General features: G+C 48.3%; 19 protein-coding genes and 1 other annotated feature. Of the genes, 10 read left to right on the plus strand and 9 right to left on the minus strand.

Going from position 1 to position 18,180, the window contains the following annotated elements; all coding sequences use genetic code 11:
- Positions 1-15 precede the first annotated feature (15 nt).
- Positions 16-840, minus strand: coding sequence for an SDR family oxidoreductase (locus tag AAER43_RS14915; protein WP_023330856.1), 825 nt, complete (start codon positions 838-840; stop codon positions 16-18).
- A 175-nt stretch (positions 841-1,015) separates the two neighbouring features.
- Between AAER43_RS14915 and hisL the strand changes: the two genes are divergently transcribed.
- From hisL to hisIE, 9 genes are all read left to right on the plus strand, one after another.
- Positions 1,016-1,066, plus strand: a complete 51-nt coding sequence (gene hisL / locus AAER43_RS14920) for a his operon leader peptide (protein WP_001364200.1) — start codon at positions 1,016-1,018, stop codon at positions 1,064-1,066.
- Positions 1,042-1,165, plus strand: a sequence feature (His leader region). (Overlaps the previous gene by 25 nt.)
- A 45-nt stretch (positions 1,166-1,210) precedes the next feature.
- A complete protein-coding gene (gene hisG / locus AAER43_RS14925; RefSeq protein WP_023330857.1) occupies positions 1,211-2,110 on the plus strand; it encodes an ATP phosphoribosyltransferase in 900 nt (299 codons plus the stop codon).
- A gap of 5 nt (positions 2,111-2,115) precedes the next feature.
- Positions 2,116-3,420: a histidinol dehydrogenase gene (hisD, locus tag AAER43_RS14930; RefSeq protein ID WP_023330858.1), complete on the plus strand. Its 1,305-nt coding sequence runs from the start codon at positions 2,116-2,118 to the stop codon at positions 3,418-3,420.
- Positions 3,417-4,478, plus strand: coding sequence for a histidinol-phosphate transaminase (hisC, locus tag AAER43_RS14935; RefSeq protein ID WP_050862477.1), 1,062 nt, complete (start codon positions 3,417-3,419; stop codon positions 4,476-4,478). The genes hisD and hisC overlap by 4 nt, the downstream gene beginning before the upstream one ends.
- Entirely contained in the window at positions 4,475-5,542 is a 1,068-nt protein-coding gene (gene hisB, locus AAER43_RS14940) for a bifunctional histidinol-phosphatase/imidazoleglycerol-phosphate dehydratase HisB (protein ID WP_023330860.1), read from the plus strand. The genes hisC and hisB overlap by 4 nt, the downstream gene beginning before the upstream one ends.
- Positions 5,542-6,132, plus strand: a complete 591-nt coding sequence (gene hisH / locus AAER43_RS14945; protein ID WP_014884470.1) for an imidazole glycerol phosphate synthase subunit HisH — start codon at positions 5,542-5,544, stop codon at positions 6,130-6,132. Before hisB ends, hisH begins: the two co-directional genes overlap by 1 nt.
- Complete coding sequence (hisA, locus tag AAER43_RS14950; protein ID WP_023330861.1) at positions 6,132-6,869, plus strand: 1-(5-phosphoribosyl)-5-[(5-phosphoribosylamino)methylideneamino]imidazole-4-carboxamide isomerase; 738 nt, start codon at positions 6,132-6,134, stop codon at positions 6,867-6,869. Before hisH ends, hisA begins: the two co-directional genes overlap by 1 nt.
- Positions 6,851-7,627: an imidazole glycerol phosphate synthase subunit HisF gene (gene hisF, locus AAER43_RS14955; protein WP_023330862.1), complete on the plus strand. Its 777-nt coding sequence runs from the start codon at positions 6,851-6,853 to the stop codon at positions 7,625-7,627. The genes hisA and hisF overlap by 19 nt, the downstream gene beginning before the upstream one ends.
- On the plus strand, positions 7,621-8,232 hold the full coding sequence (hisIE, locus tag AAER43_RS14960) for a bifunctional phosphoribosyl-AMP cyclohydrolase/phosphoribosyl-ATP diphosphatase HisIE (RefSeq protein WP_014884472.1): 612 nt from the start codon (positions 7,621-7,623) through the stop codon (positions 8,230-8,232). The genes hisF and hisIE overlap by 7 nt, the downstream gene beginning before the upstream one ends.
- Positions 8,233-8,275: 43 nt before the next feature.
- Here hisIE and wzzB read toward each other — a convergent pair whose 3' ends face one another.
- Entirely contained in the window at positions 8,276-9,256 is a 981-nt protein-coding gene (wzzB, locus tag AAER43_RS14965) for an LPS O-antigen chain length determinant protein WzzB (RefSeq protein ID WP_023337515.1), read from the minus strand.
- Positions 9,257-9,449: 193 nt separating this feature from the next.
- Here wzzB and AAER43_RS14970 point away from each other — a divergent pair, with 193 nt between their 5' ends.
- Positions 9,450-10,454, plus strand: a complete 1,005-nt coding sequence (locus tag AAER43_RS14970; protein WP_050862478.1) for an NAD-dependent epimerase — start codon at positions 9,450-9,452, stop codon at positions 10,452-10,454.
- Positions 10,455-10,505: 51 nt separating this feature from the next.
- Here AAER43_RS14970 and ugd read toward each other — a convergent pair whose 3' ends face one another.
- The 7 genes from ugd to AAER43_RS15005 all read right to left on the minus strand — a co-directional run bounded on the left by ugd (position 10,506) and on the right by AAER43_RS15005 (position 18,159).
- On the minus strand, positions 10,506-11,672 hold the full coding sequence (gene ugd / locus AAER43_RS14975; RefSeq protein ID WP_050862479.1) for a UDP-glucose 6-dehydrogenase: 1,167 nt from the start codon (positions 11,670-11,672) through the stop codon (positions 10,506-10,508).
- A 254-nt stretch (positions 11,673-11,926) separates the two neighbouring features.
- Positions 11,927-13,333 carry an NADP-dependent phosphogluconate dehydrogenase gene (gene gndA, locus AAER43_RS14980; RefSeq protein WP_023294999.1) on the minus strand — a complete coding sequence of 469 codons (1,407 nt, stop codon included), beginning with the start codon at positions 13,331-13,333 and terminating at the stop codon, positions 11,927-11,929.
- 254 nt (positions 13,334-13,587) lie between these two features.
- Positions 13,588-14,733: a glycosyltransferase family 4 protein gene (locus AAER43_RS14985; RefSeq protein ID WP_050862480.1), complete on the minus strand. Its 1,146-nt coding sequence runs from the start codon at positions 14,731-14,733 to the stop codon at positions 13,588-13,590.
- Positions 14,734-14,850: 117 nt separating this feature from the next.
- Positions 14,851-15,816, minus strand: coding sequence for an EpsG family protein (locus AAER43_RS14990; protein ID WP_127353100.1), 966 nt, complete (start codon positions 15,814-15,816; stop codon positions 14,851-14,853).
- A 36-nt stretch (positions 15,817-15,852) separates the two neighbouring features.
- Entirely contained in the window at positions 15,853-16,731 is an 879-nt protein-coding gene (locus AAER43_RS14995; RefSeq protein ID WP_050862534.1) for a glycosyltransferase family 2 protein, read from the minus strand.
- Entirely contained in the window at positions 16,721-17,539 is an 819-nt protein-coding gene (locus AAER43_RS15000; RefSeq protein ID WP_050862482.1) for a hypothetical protein, read from the minus strand. Before AAER43_RS15000 ends, AAER43_RS14995 begins: the two co-directional genes overlap by 11 nt.
- Positions 17,536-18,159 carry a hypothetical protein gene (locus AAER43_RS15005; RefSeq protein WP_050862483.1) on the minus strand — a complete coding sequence of 208 codons (624 nt, stop codon included), beginning with the start codon at positions 18,157-18,159 and terminating at the stop codon, positions 17,536-17,538. The genes AAER43_RS15000 and AAER43_RS15005 overlap by 4 nt, the downstream gene beginning before the upstream one ends.
- Between the last annotated feature and the right edge of the window lie 21 nt (positions 18,160-18,180).

Below are 18,180 nucleotides of genomic sequence, written 5' to 3' on the forward strand. Positions count from 1 at the left end.
TTTCCGCTGCGGGACTTATTCCATGGGCATCACCAGCGGATCGGGATATTGATACTCAAACCCCAGCTCATGACAAATGCGATTGCCATCAACAATTTTGCCTTTGCTTTCGTCCTTTGCCTCAGCAAAAACCGGCGGAGCCAGGCCAAGCTGACGCGCCATCAGCGGGTAAAACGTGCTGCGCGAAGGATGAGAAGGTGCACATATATTATAGATGTGTCCACCTTTTGGAGCTTTTAAGAGTAGCTCAATCGCGCCAATAACATCCTCAAGATGAACAAGATTGACGACATGTTGCCCGTCCGGCGCCGATTTCCCGGCAAAAAAGCGTCCCGGATGCCGCCCGGGGCCGACCAGCCCCGCCAGACGGACGATATCCACCTGCGTGCCGGGCAAATTATGCAGCCAGTCTTCCAGCTCTTTAAGGACCTTGCCACTCGCGGTCACCGGACGGCGCTCAGTTCCTTCTTTCATTACGCCCGGAGCATCGCCATAGACCGACGTCGAACTGGTAAAAATGATACGCGGAACATGGTGCGCAAGGGCACTGTCGACAATCTCCTGCATCGCCTGCAGATAGAATGATTCACCCGGGCCGCTGCGCCGCGCGGGTAGCGTAATCACCAGCGCATCGACGTTCATTAGCGTGTCCAGATCGTCCGCATCACACACCAGCTCCGGTTCCAGACGCAGTTCAACGCCATCAATACCGCACATGCGTGCCGCTTCGACCCCATCCCTCGTCGTTTTGCTCCCGGTCACCTGCCAGCCTTTCGCGGCTAATGACATCGCCAGCGGCATTCCCAGCCAGCCCAAACCGACAATCGCGACCTTTTTCATGCGAATTCTCCTGACTCTCACTCGTCTTTCATAAGGCTACGCCAGCCTGGCAGAACACACAATTCATAGCATCAATATGAAATGAATTAATGATCAAAAAAAGCCCTTGCAATCTGTCACACAACTGGTTTAGGTTAAAAGACATCAAATGAATAAGCATTCATCGAGAATTTATATGACACGCGTTCAATTTAAACACCACCATCATCACCATCATCCTGACTAGTCTTTCAGGCGATGTGTGCTGGAAGACGTTTGGATCTTCCAGTGGTGCATGAACGCATGATAAAGCCCCCGGAAGATCTTCTTCCGGGGGCTTTTTTTTGGACCAAATTCAGACAGGTTAAAACAGGTTAACGAGGAATAAAGAATGTTAGATAACTCACGCTTACGCATAGCTATTCAAAAATCAGGTCGTTTGAGTGATGATTCACGCGAACTGCTGGCCCGCTGCGGGATTAAAATCAACCTGCACACCCAGCGCCTGATTGCTCTGGCTGAAAACATGCCGATCGACATTCTGCGCGTGCGTGATGACGATATTCCAGGCCTGGTCATGGATGGCGTCGTTGATCTCGGGATTATCGGTGAAAACGTGCTGGAAGAAGAATTGCTGACCCGCCGTGCACAGGGCGAAGACCCGCGTTACTTCACCCTGCGTCGTCTGGATTTTGGCGGCTGCCGCCTGTCGCTGGCAACGCCGGTTGATGAACCCTGGGACGGTCCGGCCGCGCTGAATGGCAAACGTATCGCCACCTCCTACCCTCACCTCTTAAAGCGTTATCTGGATCAGAAAGGCGTGCAGTTTAAATCCTGCCTGCTGAACGGCTCGGTTGAAGTGGCACCGCGTGCGGGTCTGGCGGACGCTATCTGTGACCTCGTCTCTACCGGCGCGACGCTGGAAGCGAACGGCCTGCGCGAGGTCGAAGTGATTTACCGCTCCAAAGCGTGTCTGATCCAGCGTGATGGCGATATGGCCGATGCCAAGCAGCAGCTCATCGACAAACTGCTGACCCGTATTCAGGGCGTGATTCAGGCACGTGAATCCAAATACATCATGATGCATGCGCCGACCGAGCGTCTGGATGAAGTGATTGCCCTGCTGCCGGGCGCAGAACGTCCAACCATTCTGCCGCTGGCGGGCGATCAGCAGCGCGTGGCAATGCACATGGTCAGTAGCGAAACCCTCTTCTGGGAAACCATGGAAAAACTGAAGGCACTGGGCGCAAGCTCCATTCTGGTGCTGCCAATTGAGAAGATGATGGAGTAACGGCCATGCGTTTTAACACAATCATCGACTGGAATACCTGTAGCGACGCACAGCAGCGCGAGCTGCTGATGCGCCCGGCGATTTCCGCCTCCGAAAGCATCTCCCGCACCGTGGCGGAGATCCTTGATAGCGTCAAAACGCGTGGCGATGACGCGCTGCGTGAATACAGTGCAAAGTTTGATAAAACCGAAGTGGACGCGCTACAGGTCACCGGGCAGGAAATCGCGGAGGCGGAAAGCCGCCTCGGTGACGACATCAAACAGGCGATGGCCGTCGCGGTGAAAAACATTGAGACCTTTCACGTCGCGCAGAAACTGCCGACCGTGGACGTGGAAACCCTGCCCGGCGTGCGTTGTCAGCAGGTGACTCGCCCGGTGGCGTCAGTCGGGCTTTATATCCCTGGCGGTTCAGCGCCGCTGTTTTCAACCGTATTAATGCTCGCAACCCCGGCGCGTATCGCCGGATGCCAGAAAGTGGTGCTGTGCTCTCCGCCACCGATTGCCGATGAGATCCTTTATGCGGCAAAGCTGTGCGGCGTACAGGCAGTCTATAAAGTGGGCGGTGCTCAGGCCATTTCGGCCCTGGCGTTCGGGACTGAGTCCATTCCGAAGGTCGACAAAATCTTTGGACCGGGCAACGCGTATGTAACCGAAGCCAAGCGCCAGGTCAGCCAGCGTCTGGACGGTGCGGCAATTGATATGCCAGCCGGCCCTTCTGAGGTACTGGTGATTGCCGACAGCGGCGCAACGCCGGATTTCGTGGCGTCCGACCTGCTTTCACAGGCTGAACACGGCCCGGACTCACAGGTCATTTTGCTGACACCGGACGCCGATATGGCTAAACGTGTGGGTGAGGCCGTTGAGCGTCAGCTTGCCGACCTGCCCCGTGCCGACACGGCACGCCAGGCGTTATCCGCCAGCCGCCTGATTGTGGCGCGTGACCTGGAGCAGTGCATTGCTATTTCCAACCAGTACGGCCCGGAGCATCTGATTATTCAGACCCGCAACGCCCGCGATCTGGTCGACAGCATTACCAGCGCTGGCTCGGTGTTCCTCGGCGACTGGTCACCGGAATCCGCGGGCGACTACGCTTCTGGTACCAACCACGTTCTGCCGACGTATGGCTATACCTCAACCTGTTCCAGCCTGGGCCTGGCAGATTTCCAGAAACGGATGACCGTGCAGGAACTTTCCCGAGAAGGGTTTGCCTCGCTGGCTTCAACTATTGAGACGCTGGCCGCCGCCGAACGTCTGACTGCCCACAAAAATGCCGTTACGCTGCGCGTTGCTGCGCTGAAGGAGCAAGCATGAACATTGAAGAATTAGCCCGCGAAAATGTCCGTCGCCTGACGCCTTATCAGTCCGCGCGCCGCCTGGGTGGCAAAGGCGATGTCTGGCTGAACGCCAACGAATTCCCGACGGCGGTGCAGTTTGAGCTGTCGCAGCAAACGTTGAACCGTTATCCGGAGTGTCAGCCGAAAGCGGTAATCGAAAACTATGCCCAGTACGCAGGCGTGAAACCGGAGCAGGTGCTGGTCAGCCGTGGGGCAGACGAAGGCATTGAACTGCTGATCCGCGCGTTCTGCGAGCCGGGAAAAGACGCAGTAATGTACTGCCAGCCGACCTACGGCATGTACAGCGTCAGCGCCGAAACCTTCGGCGTGGCGTGCCGCAACGTGCAGGCGCTGGAGAACTGGCAGCTGGATCTGCAGGGGATTGCCGACAATCTTGACGGCGTAAAAGTCGTGTTTGTCTGCAGCCCGAACAATCCAACCGGGCAGATTATCACGCCACAGGATATCCGTACCCTGCTGGAAATGACGCGCGGTAAAGCGCTGGTGGTCGCGGACGAAGCCTATATTGAGTTCTGCCCACAGGCGACGCTGACAGGCTGGCTTGAGGAGTATCCGCATCTTGTTGTCCTGCGCACACTGTCGAAGGCTTTCGCCCTCGCGGGCTTGCGCTGCGGATTCACCCTGGCGAATAAAGCAGTCATCGACCTGCTTTTGAAAGTCATCGCCCCGTATCCACTCTCCACGCCGGTTGCGGATATTGCGGCACAGGCGTTGACGCCTCAGGGCATTAATGCGATGCGCGAACGCGTGGCGCAGATCCTGGAAGAACGCCAGTACCTGGTCACCGCCCTGAAGGATATTGCGTGCGTGGAGCAGGTGTTTGACTCGGAAACCAATTACATCCTGGTGCGTTTTACCGCCTCGTGTGCCGTATTTAAATCTTTGTGGGATCAGGGCATTATCTTACGAGACCAGAATAAACAACCTTCCCTGAGCGGCTGCCTGCGCATTACCGTAGGCACCCGCGCAGAGAGCCAGCGCGTGATTGACGCCCTGAAAGCGGAGAAAGTATGACCCAGAAGATCCTTTTCATCGATCGTGACGGCACCCTTATTTCGGAGCCACCAGCCGATTTTCAGGTCGATCGTTTCGACAAACTGGCTTTTGAACCAGACGTGATACCGGTGCTGCTTACGCTGCAAAAAGCCGGTTATAAGCTGGTGATGATTACCAACCAGGACGGTCTGGGTACCGACAGCTTCCCGCAGGCAGACTTTGACGGCCCCCATAATTTAATGATGCAGGTGTTGACCTCTCAGGGCGTAGTGTTCGATGAGGTACTGATTTGCCCGCACATGCCAGCCGATGAGTGCGACTGCCGTAAGCCAAAAGTGAAGCTGGTTGAGCGCTATCTGGCTGAGGATATGCTGGATAAAACCAACAGCTATGTCATCGGGGATCGCATCACTGATATTACGCTGGCGGAAAATATGGGCATTGCGGGGCTTCGCTACGACCGCAACAATCTTGGCTGGGCAAAGATTGGCGAACAGCTGACAAAACGTGACCGCTACTCGCACGTTGAACGCAACACCAAAGAGACACAGATTGATGTGAAGGTCTGGCTGGACCGTGAAGGCGGCAGCAAGATCCACACCGGTGTCGGTTTCTTTGACCATATGCTGGACCAGATTGCCACCCACGGCGGTTTCCGCATGGAAATCTCGGTGAAGGGTGACCTTTACATTGACGATCACCACACCGTAGAAGATACCGGTCTGGCGCTGGGTGAAGCCCTGAAGCTGGCGCTCGGCGACAAACGCGGCATCAACCGTTTTGGTTTTGTTCTGCCGATGGACGAATGTCTGGCGCGCTGCGCGATGGACATCTCCGGTCGTCCGCACCTGGAATACAAAGCCGACTTCACCTACCAGCGCGTGGGCGATCTCAGCACCGAAATGGTGGAGCATTTCTTCCGTTCCTTGTCCTACACCATGGGCCTGACGTTGCATCTGAAAACGAAAGGCAAAAACGATCACCACCGCGTGGAAAGTCTGTTTAAAGCCTTTGGCCGTACGCTGCGTCAGGCGATCCGCGTGGAAGGTGACGCCCTTCCCTCGTCGAAAGGAGTGCTGTGATGAACGTGGTGATTCTGGATACCGGATGCGCCAACCTGAACTCCGTCAAATCGGCCATTGCGCGCCACGGCTACGAGCCGGTGGTGAGCCGTGATCCGGACGTGGTATTGCGCGCCGACAAGCTTTTCCTGCCCGGCGTAGGCACCGCCCAGGCGGCGATGGATCAGATCCACGAGCGCGAGCTGGTCGATTTGATCAAAGCCTGTACCCAACCGGTACTGGGGATTTGCTTAGGCATGCAGCTTCTGGGTCGCCGCAGCGAAGAGAGCAACGGCGTTGACCTGCTGGGTATTATTGACGAAGACGTACCGAAAATGACCGACCACGGCCTGCCGCTACCGCATATGGGGTGGAACCGCGTTTACGCGAAAGCAGGTGACCGTCTGTTTCGCGGCATCGAAGACGGTGCGTATTTTTACTTCGTGCACAGCTACGCCATGCCGGTGAACGCCCATACCATCGCCCAGTGCAACTACGGCGAGGCATTTACTGCCGCGGTGCAGAAAGACAATTTCTTCGGCGTGCAGTTTCATCCGGAACGTTCGGGCGCCGCGGGCGCGCAGTTGCTGAAAAACTTCCTGGAGATGTGATGATCATTCCCGCTTTAGATTTAATTGACGGCACGGTTGTCCGTCTGCATCAGGGCGATTACGGCCAGCAGCGTGACTACGGGAACGACCCGCTGCCGCGTCTGCAGGATTATGCGGCTCAGGGCGCGCAGGTATTGCATCTGGTGGATTTGACGGGCGCGAAAGATCCGGCGAAACGACAGATCCCGCTGCTGAAAAACCTGGTTGCTGGCGTTAATGTGCCCGTACAGGTCGGCGGCGGCGTGCGTACGGAAGAGGACGTTGCGGCACTGCTGGATGCAGGCGTGGCGCGCGTGGTGGTAGGCTCAACCGCGGTCAACGATCCTGAGACCGTGAAAGGCTGGTTCCGCCGCTTCGGCGCCGATGCGCTGGTGCTGGCGCTGGACGTTCGCATTGACGAACAAGGTAATAAGCAGGTGGCGATCAGCGGCTGGCAGGAAAACTCCGGGGTAACGCTGGAAGAACTGGTCGAGATGTATCTGCCCGTTGGCCTGAAGCACGTGCTGTGCACCGATATCTCTCGCGACGGTACGCTGGCAGGCTCTAATGTCTCGCTGTATGAAGAGGTTTGTGCACGTTATCCGCAGGTGGCGTTCCAGTCTTCAGGCGGCATCGGCGATATAGACGACGTGGCTGCGCTGCGCGGTACCGGTGTAAAGGGTGTGATTGTAGGCCGTGCCCTGCTGGAAGGTAAATTTACTGTAACGGAGGCGATTCAATGCTGGCAAAACGGATAATCCCTTGTCTTGACGTACGCGACGGTCAGGTTGTGAAAGGCGTGCAGTTCCGCAACCACGAGATTATTGGCGACATCGTTCCGCTGGCAAAACGTTATGCCGATGAAGGCGCAGACGAACTGGTCTTTTACGATATCACCGCCTCAAGCGATGGTCGCGTGGTCGACAAAAGCTGGGTCGCGCGCGTGGCGGAAGTGATTGATATTCCGTTCTGTGTCGCGGGCGGGATTAAGTCCGCTGACGACGCGGCCAAAATTCTCTCTTTTGGTGCCGACAAGATTTCCATCAACTCCCCTGCCCTGGCCGACCCGGAGTTGATTACTCGTCTGGCCGATCGCTTTGGCGTGCAGTGCATTGTGGTTGGGATCGACACCTGGTATGACGCTGCAACCGGTAAATATCACGTCAACCAGTATACCGGTGATGAGAGCCGGACGCGTGTCACCCAATGGGAAACGCTGGACTGGGTGCAGGAAGTGCAGAAGCGCGGCGCGGGTGAGATTGTGCTGAACATGATGAACCAGGACGGCGTGCGTAACGGGTATGACCTCGAGCAGCTGAAAAAAGTCCGCGCGGTCTGCCACGTGCCGCTGATTGCCTCCGGCGGTGCGGGCACCATGGAGCACTTCCTGGAAGCTTTCCGTGATGCGAACGTAGACGGTGCGCTGGCGGCGTCCGTGTTCCACAAACAGATTATTAATATTGGTGAGTTAAAGACGTACCTGGCCGACCAGGGCGTGGAGATCAGGGTATGTTAACAGAGCAACAACAGGCGCAGCTGGACTGGGAAAAAACTGACGGATTACTGCCGGTGGTTGTACAGCATGCCGTCTCAGGCGAAGTGCTGATGCTGGGGTATATGAACCAGGACGCGCTGGCGAAAACGATCGACAGCGGCAAGGTGACGTTTTTCTCACGCACGAAACAGCGTCTGTGGACCAAAGGTGAAACCTCAGGTCATTTCCTGAATGTGGTCAGCATGGCGCCAGACTGCGATAACGACACCCTGCTGGTGCTGGCCAATCCGATCGGGCCGACCTGCCACAAGGGCACCAGCAGCTGCTTCGGTGAGGCGAGCCACCAGTGGCTGTTCCTGTATCAACTGGAACAGCTGCTGGCAGAGCGTAAAACGGCGGATCCTGAAAGCTCTTACACTGCGAAGTTGTACGCCAGCGGAACCAAGCGTATTGCGCAAAAGGTAGGGGAAGAAGGCGTTGAGACCGCGCTGGCTGCGACGGTGCATGACCGCGAGGAGCTGACCAACGAGGCGTCGGATTTGATGTATCACCTTCTGGTACTGCTGCAGGATCAGGAGCTGGATTTGACGGCGGTGATCGAGAATCTTCGTAAGCGCCACAAATAAAAAAACCGGGGAATTTCCCCGGTTTTTTTATATCCAATGTGGTTCAGGATTTGGGTTTGTAGTTACGCAGTGCATTGCGGCCCAGTACCACACCAGAACCAATAATCCCGCCCAGCAGAACCGCCAGAATTAAGGTGATCGCCTTTTTCGGGCTATCACGACGGACAGGGAGATCCGGCTTCATGACGTAACGATAGACGTGAATCGTGTCTGGATTCACATTCAACTTCTCGATATCCAGTAAGTTTTGTTTCGTCTGATAGTAAGCAGGAGAGAACACTAACGGGCGAGACGCTTCGTTATCAATCATAGATTTCAGCGCTTCACTACCCAGCAGAAACATAGTTTCCTGGGTCACATCCTGAGTTTGCTGGATCTGTGGGGTCGCGATTTTTGCAGCTTCCGCATTTTTAAGCGCCTCAGTGATCTGTTTGATTCGCAGATCTTTCTGCTCCTGAGCAACCTTTTCCTGGTTTTCCAGAGAGTCATTTAGCGTGGTAATTTGCTGCTTGATATTATCTTTGAGGTCGAGAGAAAGTTCTTTCGCTGTTTGCTGATCAACCTGCTGTATGTATTGCGCCAGCTGTTTTTGAGCCGCTTCTGCAGACTCCCCCTGATAGGAGACGCTTAACGGCAGCGGTTGCCCCTTAACGGTGGTGTCGATAGTCAGCTTTTCTGGAATGTCCTGGTTTTCGAGAGCCTGAGCTAAAGCAGAAAACGAGGAATTGAAACGATTAATAGCACGGTTCTGGATATCCAGCATTGAAGGTGCAGCGCTACCGTAAAGGATATTCAGTGCATTGGCGTAAGTGGCGATCTGCGCCGCATCTGGCTGAGCAATAATGGCGGAGGAGGTCCATTTCTCTTTCGCGACTGTAATGTATACGCCCGCTAATACGATAAAAACCGCAATAAATGCCCCAATTACCCACTTTCCGCGCCAAAGTTGCAGCACTAAATCAAGTAAATCAATTTGCTCCGGGTCAGTACTGCGCGTGACCAGGCTATTGTTGTTTTGCGTCATACAATCCCTAACAGATGAAAAAGGGCAAAAAAAAATTATGTTTACGTAGTTTATCTGTTGCTGAGGATTTTTCTATAGGAATTCGATGAGTTATATCGGAAAGATGGGTTATGTATCGGGTGTGCTACGCGCTATCATAGACAAATTCGGATGCCTTATGCATCACAAGAACGAAGCGTTAACGAGGAAAGATATGAAATTTTTGGTAACGGGCGCAGCAGGTTTTATCGGTTCACATGTCAGCAAACGACTGCTGGACGCAGGCCATCAGGTTGTCGGTATTGATAATCTGAATGACTACTATGACGTCAATCTTAAGCTGGCACGTCTGGACTTGCTGAAATCGGGGAATTTCAACTTCCACAAAATGGAGTTAGCCGATCGTGAAGCAATGGCAGCGCTGTTCGCCTCTGAGAAGTTTGATCGGGTGATTCATCTGGCCGCGCAGGCAGGTGTGCGCTACTCGCTGGAAAATCCGCACGCCTATGCAGATGCCAACCTGGTTGGTCACCTTAACGTGCTGGAAGGTTGTCGCCATAACAACGTTCAGCATCTGCTGTATGCGTCATCCAGTTCCGTTTATGGCCTCAATCGTAAGATGCCCTTCTCTACGGGGGACTCGGTAGATCATCCAGTTTCGCTTTATGCGGCAACTAAAAAAGCTAATGAGCTGATGTCACATACTTACTCGCATCTCTACAACCTGCCGACAACAGGCCTGCGCTTCTTTACGGTTTACGGCCCCTGGGGACGCCCGGACATGGCATTGTTTAAATTCACCAAAGCAATGATTGAAGGCAAAAGCATCGACGTTTACAACTACGGCAAGATGAAGCGCGACTTCACTTACATCGACGATATCGCCGAAGCCATTATTCGTCTGCAGGATGTCATTCCTCAAGCCGATGCAGACTGGACCGTCGAGACCGGTTCCCCGGCGACCAGCTCCGCGCCTTATCGCGTTTACAACATTGGTAATAGCTCTCCGGTCGAGCTTATGGATTACATCACGGCGCTGGAAGAAGCTCTCGGCAAAGAAGCAGAGAAAAACATGATGCCGATTCAACCGGGTGACGTGCTGGAGACCAGCGCGGATACGAAAGCGTTGTATGACGTTATTGGCTTTAAACCGCAGACGTCGGTCAAAGACGGAGTGAAGAACTTTGTCGACTGGTATCGCGCTTTCTACAAGGTCTGAAAATAAAAAACCCGGCTACATGGCCGGGTTTTTTACGTGCGTTAAGAGTAATCAATCGCTTCCGAACAGATCGCGGGTATAGACTTTATCCGCCACGTCCGCCAGCTCTTCCGCCATGCGGTTAGAGATGATCACGTCCGCTTCCTGCTTGAACGCATCCAGATCGCGAATCACGCGGGAGTGGAAGAACTCATCTTCTTGCATCGCGGGTTCATAAATAATAACCTGCACCCCTTTAGCCTTAATGCGCTTCATGATGCCCTGAATGGAAGAGGCACGGAAGTTATCTGAACCGCTCTTCATGATCAGACGATACACACCCACAACTTTAGGCTGACGCGCAAGGATGGAGTCAGAGATGAAATCTTTACGCGTGCGGTTGGCATCTACAATGGCTGAAATCAGGTTATTCGGTACAGCCTGATAGTTGGCCAGCAACTGTTTGGTATCTTTTGGCAGGCAGTAGCCGCCGTAACCGAATGACGGGTTGTTATAGTGGTTGCCGATTCGAGGGTCGAGGCACACGCCTTCTATGATCTGACGGGTATTCAGGCCCAAACTCTCTGCGTAGCTGTCCAGCTCGTTGAAGTACGCTACACGCATCGCCAGATAAGTATTGGCGAACAGCTTGATGGCTTCGGCTTCCGTGGAGTCGGTAAACAGAACCGGAATGTCTTTCTTGATTGCGCCTTCCTGGAGCAGCGCGGCAAAACGCTCCGCCCGCTCAGAGCGCTCACCGATCACGATACGCGAGGGGTGCAGGTTATCGTATAGCGCCCTGCCCTCGCGCAGAAACTCTGGCGAGAAGAAGACATTATCAATACCCAACTCTTCTTTAATCGATTTGGTGAAGCCTACCGGAATGGTCGATTTGATGATCATTACCGCTTTTGGATTAATTGCGATAACGTCTTTGATCACGGCTTCAACAGTAGAGGTGTTGAAGTAGTTGGTTTTGGGATCGTAATCTGTTGGTGTCGCGATGATGACGAAATCCGCACCACGATAGGCATCTTCTTTGTCCGTCGTCGCACGAAAATTCAGAGGTTTGTTGGCAAGATATTCCTGGATCTCTTTATCGACAATCGGAGACTGCTTCTGATTGAGCATATCTACTTTGGACTGAACGATATCCAGCGCCACCACTTCATGGTTTTGTGCAATCAGGATGCCGTTTGAAAGCCCAACATAGCCCGTTCCGGAGATAGTTATTTTCATTCGTTCAACTTCTTCAAGTTTTGAGTTTCAGGAGGCATAAACACCCCACCGCAATAAACAACTGTTGAGGTTTTTACCTCTTATGTTGAGCGGCTGTCAAGGTGAATGCCTGGCTACAGAAATGAGAAAATGCAGTGGTTTATATGGTGTTAAACGATGCTCGTTGAGCAAAGCAAGTCCACATGGGCGTAAGCGCGATAAAAAAAGCCCGATGAGGTTCATCAGGCTTTGTTATCAGACGGCGTTAAATCAGATTAATCCAGCCATTCGGTATGGAACACACCTTCTTTATCGGTGCGTTTGTAGGTATGCGCACCGAAGTAGTCACGCTGTGCCTGAATCAGGTTCGCTGGCAGTACGGCAGCACGGTAGCTGTCATAATATGCCACGGCAGCGGAGAAGGTCGGAACCGGAATACCGTTCTGTACAGCGTAAGCAACAACATCACGCAGCGCCTGCTGATATTCATCCGCAATTTTCTTGAAATACGGTGCCAGCAGCAGGTTCGCGATACCCGCGTTTTCTGCATAGGCATCGGTGATTTTCTGCAGGAATTGCGCACGAATGATGCAGCCCGCACGGAAGATCTTCGCGATTTCGCCGTAGTTCAGATCCCAGTTGTTCTCGTCAGACGCTGCACGCAGCTGTGAGAAGCCCTGCGCGTAGGAAACGATTTTACCCAGGTACAGAGCGCGACGAACTTTCTCAACGAATTCCGCTTTGTCACCCGCTGGCTTAGCCTGCGGACCAGAGAGCACTTTAGATGCCGCAACGCGCTGCTCTTTCAGAGAGGAAATGTAACGTGCAAACACAGATTCGGTGATCAGGGACAGAGGTTCGCCCAGATCCAGAGAGCTCTGGCTGGTCCATTTACCGGTACCCTTGTTCGCTGCTTCATCCAGAATCACATCAACCAGGTATTTACCCTCTTCATCTTTTTTAGTGAAGATATCTTTGGTGATGTCGATCAGGTAGCTGTTCAGCTCACCTTTGTTCCACTCGGTGAAGGTTTCAGCCAGCTCTTCGTTAGAAAGGTTCAGACCGCCTTTCAACAGGGAGTAGGCTTCTGCAATCAGCTGCATATCACCGTATTCGATACCGTTGTGAACCATCTTAACGTAGTGGCCCGCACCGTCCGGACCGATATAGGTCACGCACGGTTCGCCATCTTCGGCAACCGCTGCGATTTTGGTCAGGATAGGTGCAACCAGTTCGTAGGCTTCTTTCTGACCGCCAGGCATGATTGATGGGCCTTTCAGGGCGCCCTCTTCACCACCGGATACACCGGTACCGATGAAGTTAAAGCCTTCAGCAGACAGTTCACGGTTACGACGGATGGTGTCGTGGAAGAAGGTGTTGCCGCCATCAATGATGATGTCGCCTTTATCCAGATACGGTTTCAGGGAATCGATAGCAGCATCGGTACCTGCGCCCGCTTTCACCATTAACAGGATACGACGAGGCGTTTCCAGAGACTCAACGAACTCTTTAACCGTATAGAAAGGAACCAGTTTCTTGCCTGGATTCTCAGCGATGACTTCTTCAGTCTTATCACGGGAGCGGTTGAAAACGGAGACGGTATAACCACGGCTTTCGATGTTGAGCGCCAGGTTGCGCCCCATCACTGCCATACCGACAACGCCGATCTGTTGCTTGGACATTACATACTCCTGTCAGGTGTGGTCACCGCTGCTTGTGCGCGGCTTGAATATGTCGATAATGTTAACTCAGGTTAAGGTCATGGAGGTAGCTAAAATTGCTTTTAAAACTTTCACCCACTATAAGTGTGGGGTACTCCAAAATGTGATTAAAAAAATTTTTAGCGCAATTAGTACATTACAAAAATATTTAAACCAGATCCATAAAGAAATTTAAAAAACAATTTAGTACTTTTGGATTAAAAATCGATGTTATGTTACGTAATAAGTCGATTGTAGATACTCATGTGTTTATCAACTACCGAGTTGACATCGAATTCTTGTTCAGCAAAATCTCTAGCAGCAATTCCCATTTTGCGTCTTAGTTCAGGTTGCTCGATTAAACTTATAATAGCGCCAGCCAGAGCCTGTGAATTTTTTATAGGGACACAGAGACCTGTTTGGCCATCAATAATCGCATCTTTGCAACCAGGGTTATTTGTAGTGACAATAGCTCTACCGCATGCTGCCGCTTCAATAAGAACCTTTGGAACCCCTTCACCATAAAAAGAAGGGAGGCAGACAATATTAGATTGACTAAAAATCTCAGCAATATCTGTTCTGTGGCCTAAATATTTTACGATTCCATCATTTGCCCATTTTTCGATTTCATGAAGCATGACTGAGTTTGGATTTTCGATATCAGGGGTACCGATAAGTAAAAAATCAACGCTAGGGTATTTTTCCTTAACTAGTTTGGCAGCTTCGATATATTCATAAACACCTTTATCTTTTAATAAGCGACATGCCATTGAAACCTTAACTGAGCAATCATCCATTTCTGGCTTATAATTATACACGTTCAGGTCAGCGCCAGAACCTTTAATCAAAACTTTATCATCGTGAGTCAAACCAACTATGTTACTAAGAATATTTTCATCAGATGTATTTTGGAAAATAACAATTTTCCTTTCCCCGCTCAGCGAAATTTTATAAAGCAATGAAACAGTCAATTTGATTAATCTTGCACGTAAGGTTGGGGACGTAAAAACATATCCCAGTCCAGATATTGCTGATACCATTGCACTCTTTCTAAAAAGCGTTTTCCGCATTAAACCTGAATATATAACTGGTTTAATAGTAATTGAATGGATGATATCAGGACGTGTCAAACTAATAACTTGTCGCACTTTGAGAAGAGTTTTCATTTCTGAACACAGCCCAACACCGCTTCGACTGAAAGGGATTTCATAAGTTTCGAATCCCATAGACTCCAGTCGCTCACGGTGAGTAGTAAAACGACATGCTATTACAACGTGGAAACCCTGCTGAAGTGCTTTCAACGCTATTGGCAAACGATGTGAAATAAAAAACCAATCAACGTTTACAAAATACAACAACGTTCTTCGCTTATTATTACTCATTATTAACACTCGTCATTTCAATCAAATTCCAAACATATACTAAAAATCTATATTCACCTGAATTATTATTTTTTTAAAAAATATCAATAACAAGCGAAACACGAAAAGTTCAAACAACTATTGCATACCAAAAATTGGCTCGAGGTAGATATTCCTGACCGCAAAATATACACTCACCAAAGTCAGAAGGAACAATGCGATTAACTTATTCCATTTACCGGAAACCCCTGGCACCCAAAAATAAAAGCAAGTCCATCCTAACTCGAAAATTCTACTTGCAATCGTAGGGATTAGCGATGCAGGTATTGAAATCGCGTATGCCGCCATAGAAATTATAAAACATCTTTTTTGAAAAACTGTTAGATTGTTAAACGAAAAAACCCCAATTATTAGAGGTAATAACAGCCCCATAAATCTTATAGACGCAAAGTTAAAACTCTCATTATCAGCCCGACTGGCATATAATCTTATCATGCTAAAATTAGAAATTAGAACACCCTGTATGAAATACAACACAGCAGCTGCTATCACGGCATAAAGAAAAATTACAGGTATTTTTAGTTTGTTTTTAGCCAACCATGCATTAGGTATTATCAGGCCCATAATAAAAAAAGCCATAGAGTAATGGAACAACATAGAAAGCATGAAAAATAAAAATGACAATTTTGTTCTTTCGTTGGATTTAAAATAAAGACTTAAAAGAACAAAGCTTATAGCTATAGCGACACGAATCTGTGTCATTTCGTGAAGCAACCCCATTCCCATCAAGTAAACAATAGTAATGAGGAATGTATTACTTCCTTTGAAAAAAAGATATTCTTTAATTGTTAGTGAGATAAAAGCGATCACTACCAACAGTACATGAATATCAGCATTAAGCACTTCTTTAAAAAAATAACTAACCAGAACAAAACCAAGTTCAAATCTTGTGTCAGAAAAAGCAAAATTATTATTAATGCTATCGTAAAATATTTCGTAAGATATAAAATCGCTATCCTGCCCTAACATACGCAAGCCAAAGAATAAAGAAATCGCTGCCATGCAAAGAAAAAGCATGTACATTCTAAAATGTTTAATAGCCAATTTAACCTCATAAGTTTTACTTAACTGGTAACAATCTTAACGATAAGGTCCACTCACGCCCTTTAAACCATCTCGAATCCCTTGAAGCATATACTTTACCCGTGATAGACCATTATCACTAAATGCATATATAAAAAATTTACAAGGCATAACATACAGTTTTTTTAATTTATATTTCAGTGGAAATGAAACTTCTCTGGTGGCCAATAGCCAATTCCTATAGACATAATATAGCCTAAAAGGACTACATTTCGCGAAACTGCGTCCCCCCATAACATTAATATCCTGCATACCGATATTATGATGTAGCGCTACATTTTTTGTAGAAAGAATTTTCCAACCAAGATACCGAGCTCGATAACACCATTCAATATCGACCAAATCAATAAACCACTCTGATTTGTTTAGCCCAATATAAGTTAGAGCATTTAGAGGTATCAATGTGCCCGAGGAAATAATGCTCTCAACCGAATAAACGCCCGTATCTATTTCTGTACCAAGTTTTATTTCTCGATCATATTGCAAGCTATTTCTATCGTTGATTATTAAAGGACCTAATGCCGCAATTTTAGTGCTGACCTTGGCTAATTTTTCGTATTCATTTACCATATCGAATATAAATGAATTACTAATGGATGAGTCTTGGTCAAAAGTAAAGAATATTTTACATCCGAATTCTATCGCCTTAATAAAACCATGATTCTGTGCATAGGCTATTCCCATATTACATCCAAGATGTTCATACAAGACATTCTTGGCCATTTCATCTTTATCTATAACTCTTGGATGATTCTCGGGCGTATTATCAACCAGAATAACTAAATCACATTGTTCTTTTAGGTCATTTATTAATTGCAAGACATGACTTTTTGTTGGATTAAACAGAACAACAATAGCTGCAGTTTTACTTTTCATTTTCATCCCATTTATAAGAACTATGTTTATTCCTTAAGACACTTTTTGATCTTGCAAAATAAAAAGTCATCATTCGATACAGCAGAAAATATACACTTAAAAGAACCAATCTAAATACAATCTCATTTTCATAAAAAACGATAGAGATTAAGAGAAGAAAAGTAATACCTGCATACCATTTGACACGAAAATTATCTGGGTTGCTAACTAAAAGCTTGATTCGACGTAATTCATATTTTTCTTTACAGGCATGTTCAATTGTCCTTACTAACGGGAAAGCTATGATGATAAATGGTATCAAATATCCATAGAATTCACTTTTAACCGCTGCAACAACAGGAATTAAATATCGACAAAGAACCACGATGAAATATGTTAAAACATTCCATCTAGACCGAAGTGTATTATGAAAATAGAAACCAACAGCAAGAAGACATAGTAAAAATATAAATATAGATTTTTGAATAAAATCAATAGATGGAATTATATAAAAAAGAACTAACAAAGCAATTAATAACCTTATTCCAATCAGATATTGGAGGTTATATTCTATCCATGATCGCCGCTCATCAGCCCTAAGCGTTGGATTTTTCTCCTTTTTAATAGTTCTAAAATCATTATCTAAATACCCAATTTCATACAGCGACATAGTCATGCAAAAAGTAAGCATGAAATTTAAAAGATCACCATTAAAAAGTAAAGTCGCAGTGATGAGAAATGCAGGGTAAATAATAAACCAGCTTATTCTCTCATGCTTTGTTTTAATTCTTGTTAAAAGAAGATAAGAGAATGGAATGTATAACCTCATATAAAAATCACCTTACCTAGATCTACTTTATGTTGTAACAAGAATCCTTCCCATTTTTGTTTATTGTTATTATTCACAATTATATAAGCGATTTTACTAAGCTTTATAATATCAATATCTGTCATATTGTCTGTAGCAACAAGATCTACATTACTCGTATCAATTTTTTCAGATTTGACCCCTTTTAGATCATAAGAAAGTCTACCGGTACATTTGTTATGAGCATCAAATTCCAATAAAGAAGAATAAGCTCTTACGTTAAGATGTTCGGCGATTGCACTTATCACTGGATCTATTGATGCTGAAATTAAAAGCGAACTATCTTTATCAGAACTTAGCAATTGCATCGGTATTTTTTTTTCTTTACTTGACAAAACATCTGTCACAAACTTTTCAGAATAATTCGCCAAATGTTTTTTTTCTTCACCGTTTAATGTTGCTATCATTCTTTTTCTAATTGAAAACAATTTTAGCTTATTGAGGACTTTGCAAGGAAATGATAATAGAATCATCAGGTAAAAAGATCGGACTTTATTATTTCGATATCTGTGATATCCAACAATAAAATCAAAAGTTGTATTTGAATTATAAAGTGTACCACAAACATCAAACACGCGCATATAAAAACCTTTATTTAATAA

Origin of the sequence: Enterobacter sp. FUJ80071 (assembly GCF_038739915.1) — a bacterium.
Lineage (GTDB): Bacteria > Pseudomonadota > Gammaproteobacteria > Enterobacterales > Enterobacteriaceae > Enterobacter > Enterobacter kobei.

Excerpts from the sequence above, each read along its gene's own strand:
- hisC (WP_050862477.1), top strand. The coding sequence starts at position 3,417 with ATGAACATTGAAGAATTAGCCCGCGAAAATGTCCGTCGCCTGACGCCT.
- gndA (WP_023294999.1), bottom strand. The coding sequence starts at position 13,333 with ATGTCCAAGCAACAGATCGGCGTTGTCGGTATGGCAGTGATGGGGCGC.
- AAER43_RS14915 (WP_023330856.1), bottom strand. The coding sequence starts at position 840 with ATGAAAAAGGTCGCGATTGTCGGTTTGGGCTGGCTGGGAATGCCGCTG.
- AAER43_RS15005 (WP_050862483.1), bottom strand. The coding sequence starts at position 18,159 with ATGCGCGTGTTTGATGTTTGTGGTACACTTTATAATTCAAATACAACT.
- hisA (WP_023330861.1), top strand. The coding sequence starts at position 6,132 with ATGATCATTCCCGCTTTAGATTTAATTGACGGCACGGTTGTCCGTCTG.
- hisB (WP_023330860.1), top strand. The coding sequence starts at position 4,475 with ATGACCCAGAAGATCCTTTTCATCGATCGTGACGGCACCCTTATTTCG.
- hisH (WP_014884470.1), top strand. The coding sequence starts at position 5,542 with ATGAACGTGGTGATTCTGGATACCGGATGCGCCAACCTGAACTCCGTC.
- AAER43_RS14995 (WP_050862534.1), bottom strand. The coding sequence starts at position 16,731 with ATGAAAAGTAAAACTGCAGCTATTGTTGTTCTGTTTAATCCAACAAAA.
- wzzB (WP_023337515.1), bottom strand. The coding sequence starts at position 9,256 with ATGACGCAAAACAACAATAGCCTGGTCACGCGCAGTACTGACCCGGAG.
- ugd (WP_050862479.1), bottom strand. The coding sequence starts at position 11,672 with ATGAAAATAACTATCTCCGGAACGGGCTATGTTGGGCTTTCAAACGGC.
- AAER43_RS15000 (WP_050862482.1), bottom strand. The coding sequence starts at position 17,539 with ATGAGGTTATACATTCCATTCTCTTATCTTCTTTTAACAAGAATTAAA.
- hisF (WP_023330862.1), top strand. The coding sequence starts at position 6,851 with ATGCTGGCAAAACGGATAATCCCTTGTCTTGACGTACGCGACGGTCAG.
- hisIE (WP_014884472.1), top strand. The coding sequence starts at position 7,621 with ATGTTAACAGAGCAACAACAGGCGCAGCTGGACTGGGAAAAAACTGAC.
- AAER43_RS14985 (WP_050862480.1), bottom strand. The coding sequence starts at position 14,733 with ATGAGTAATAATAAGCGAAGAACGTTGTTGTATTTTGTAAACGTTGAT.
- hisD (WP_023330858.1), top strand. The coding sequence starts at position 2,116 with ATGCGTTTTAACACAATCATCGACTGGAATACCTGTAGCGACGCACAG.
- AAER43_RS14970 (WP_050862478.1), top strand. The coding sequence starts at position 9,450 with ATGAAATTTTTGGTAACGGGCGCAGCAGGTTTTATCGGTTCACATGTC.
- hisG (WP_023330857.1), top strand. The coding sequence starts at position 1,211 with ATGTTAGATAACTCACGCTTACGCATAGCTATTCAAAAATCAGGTCGT.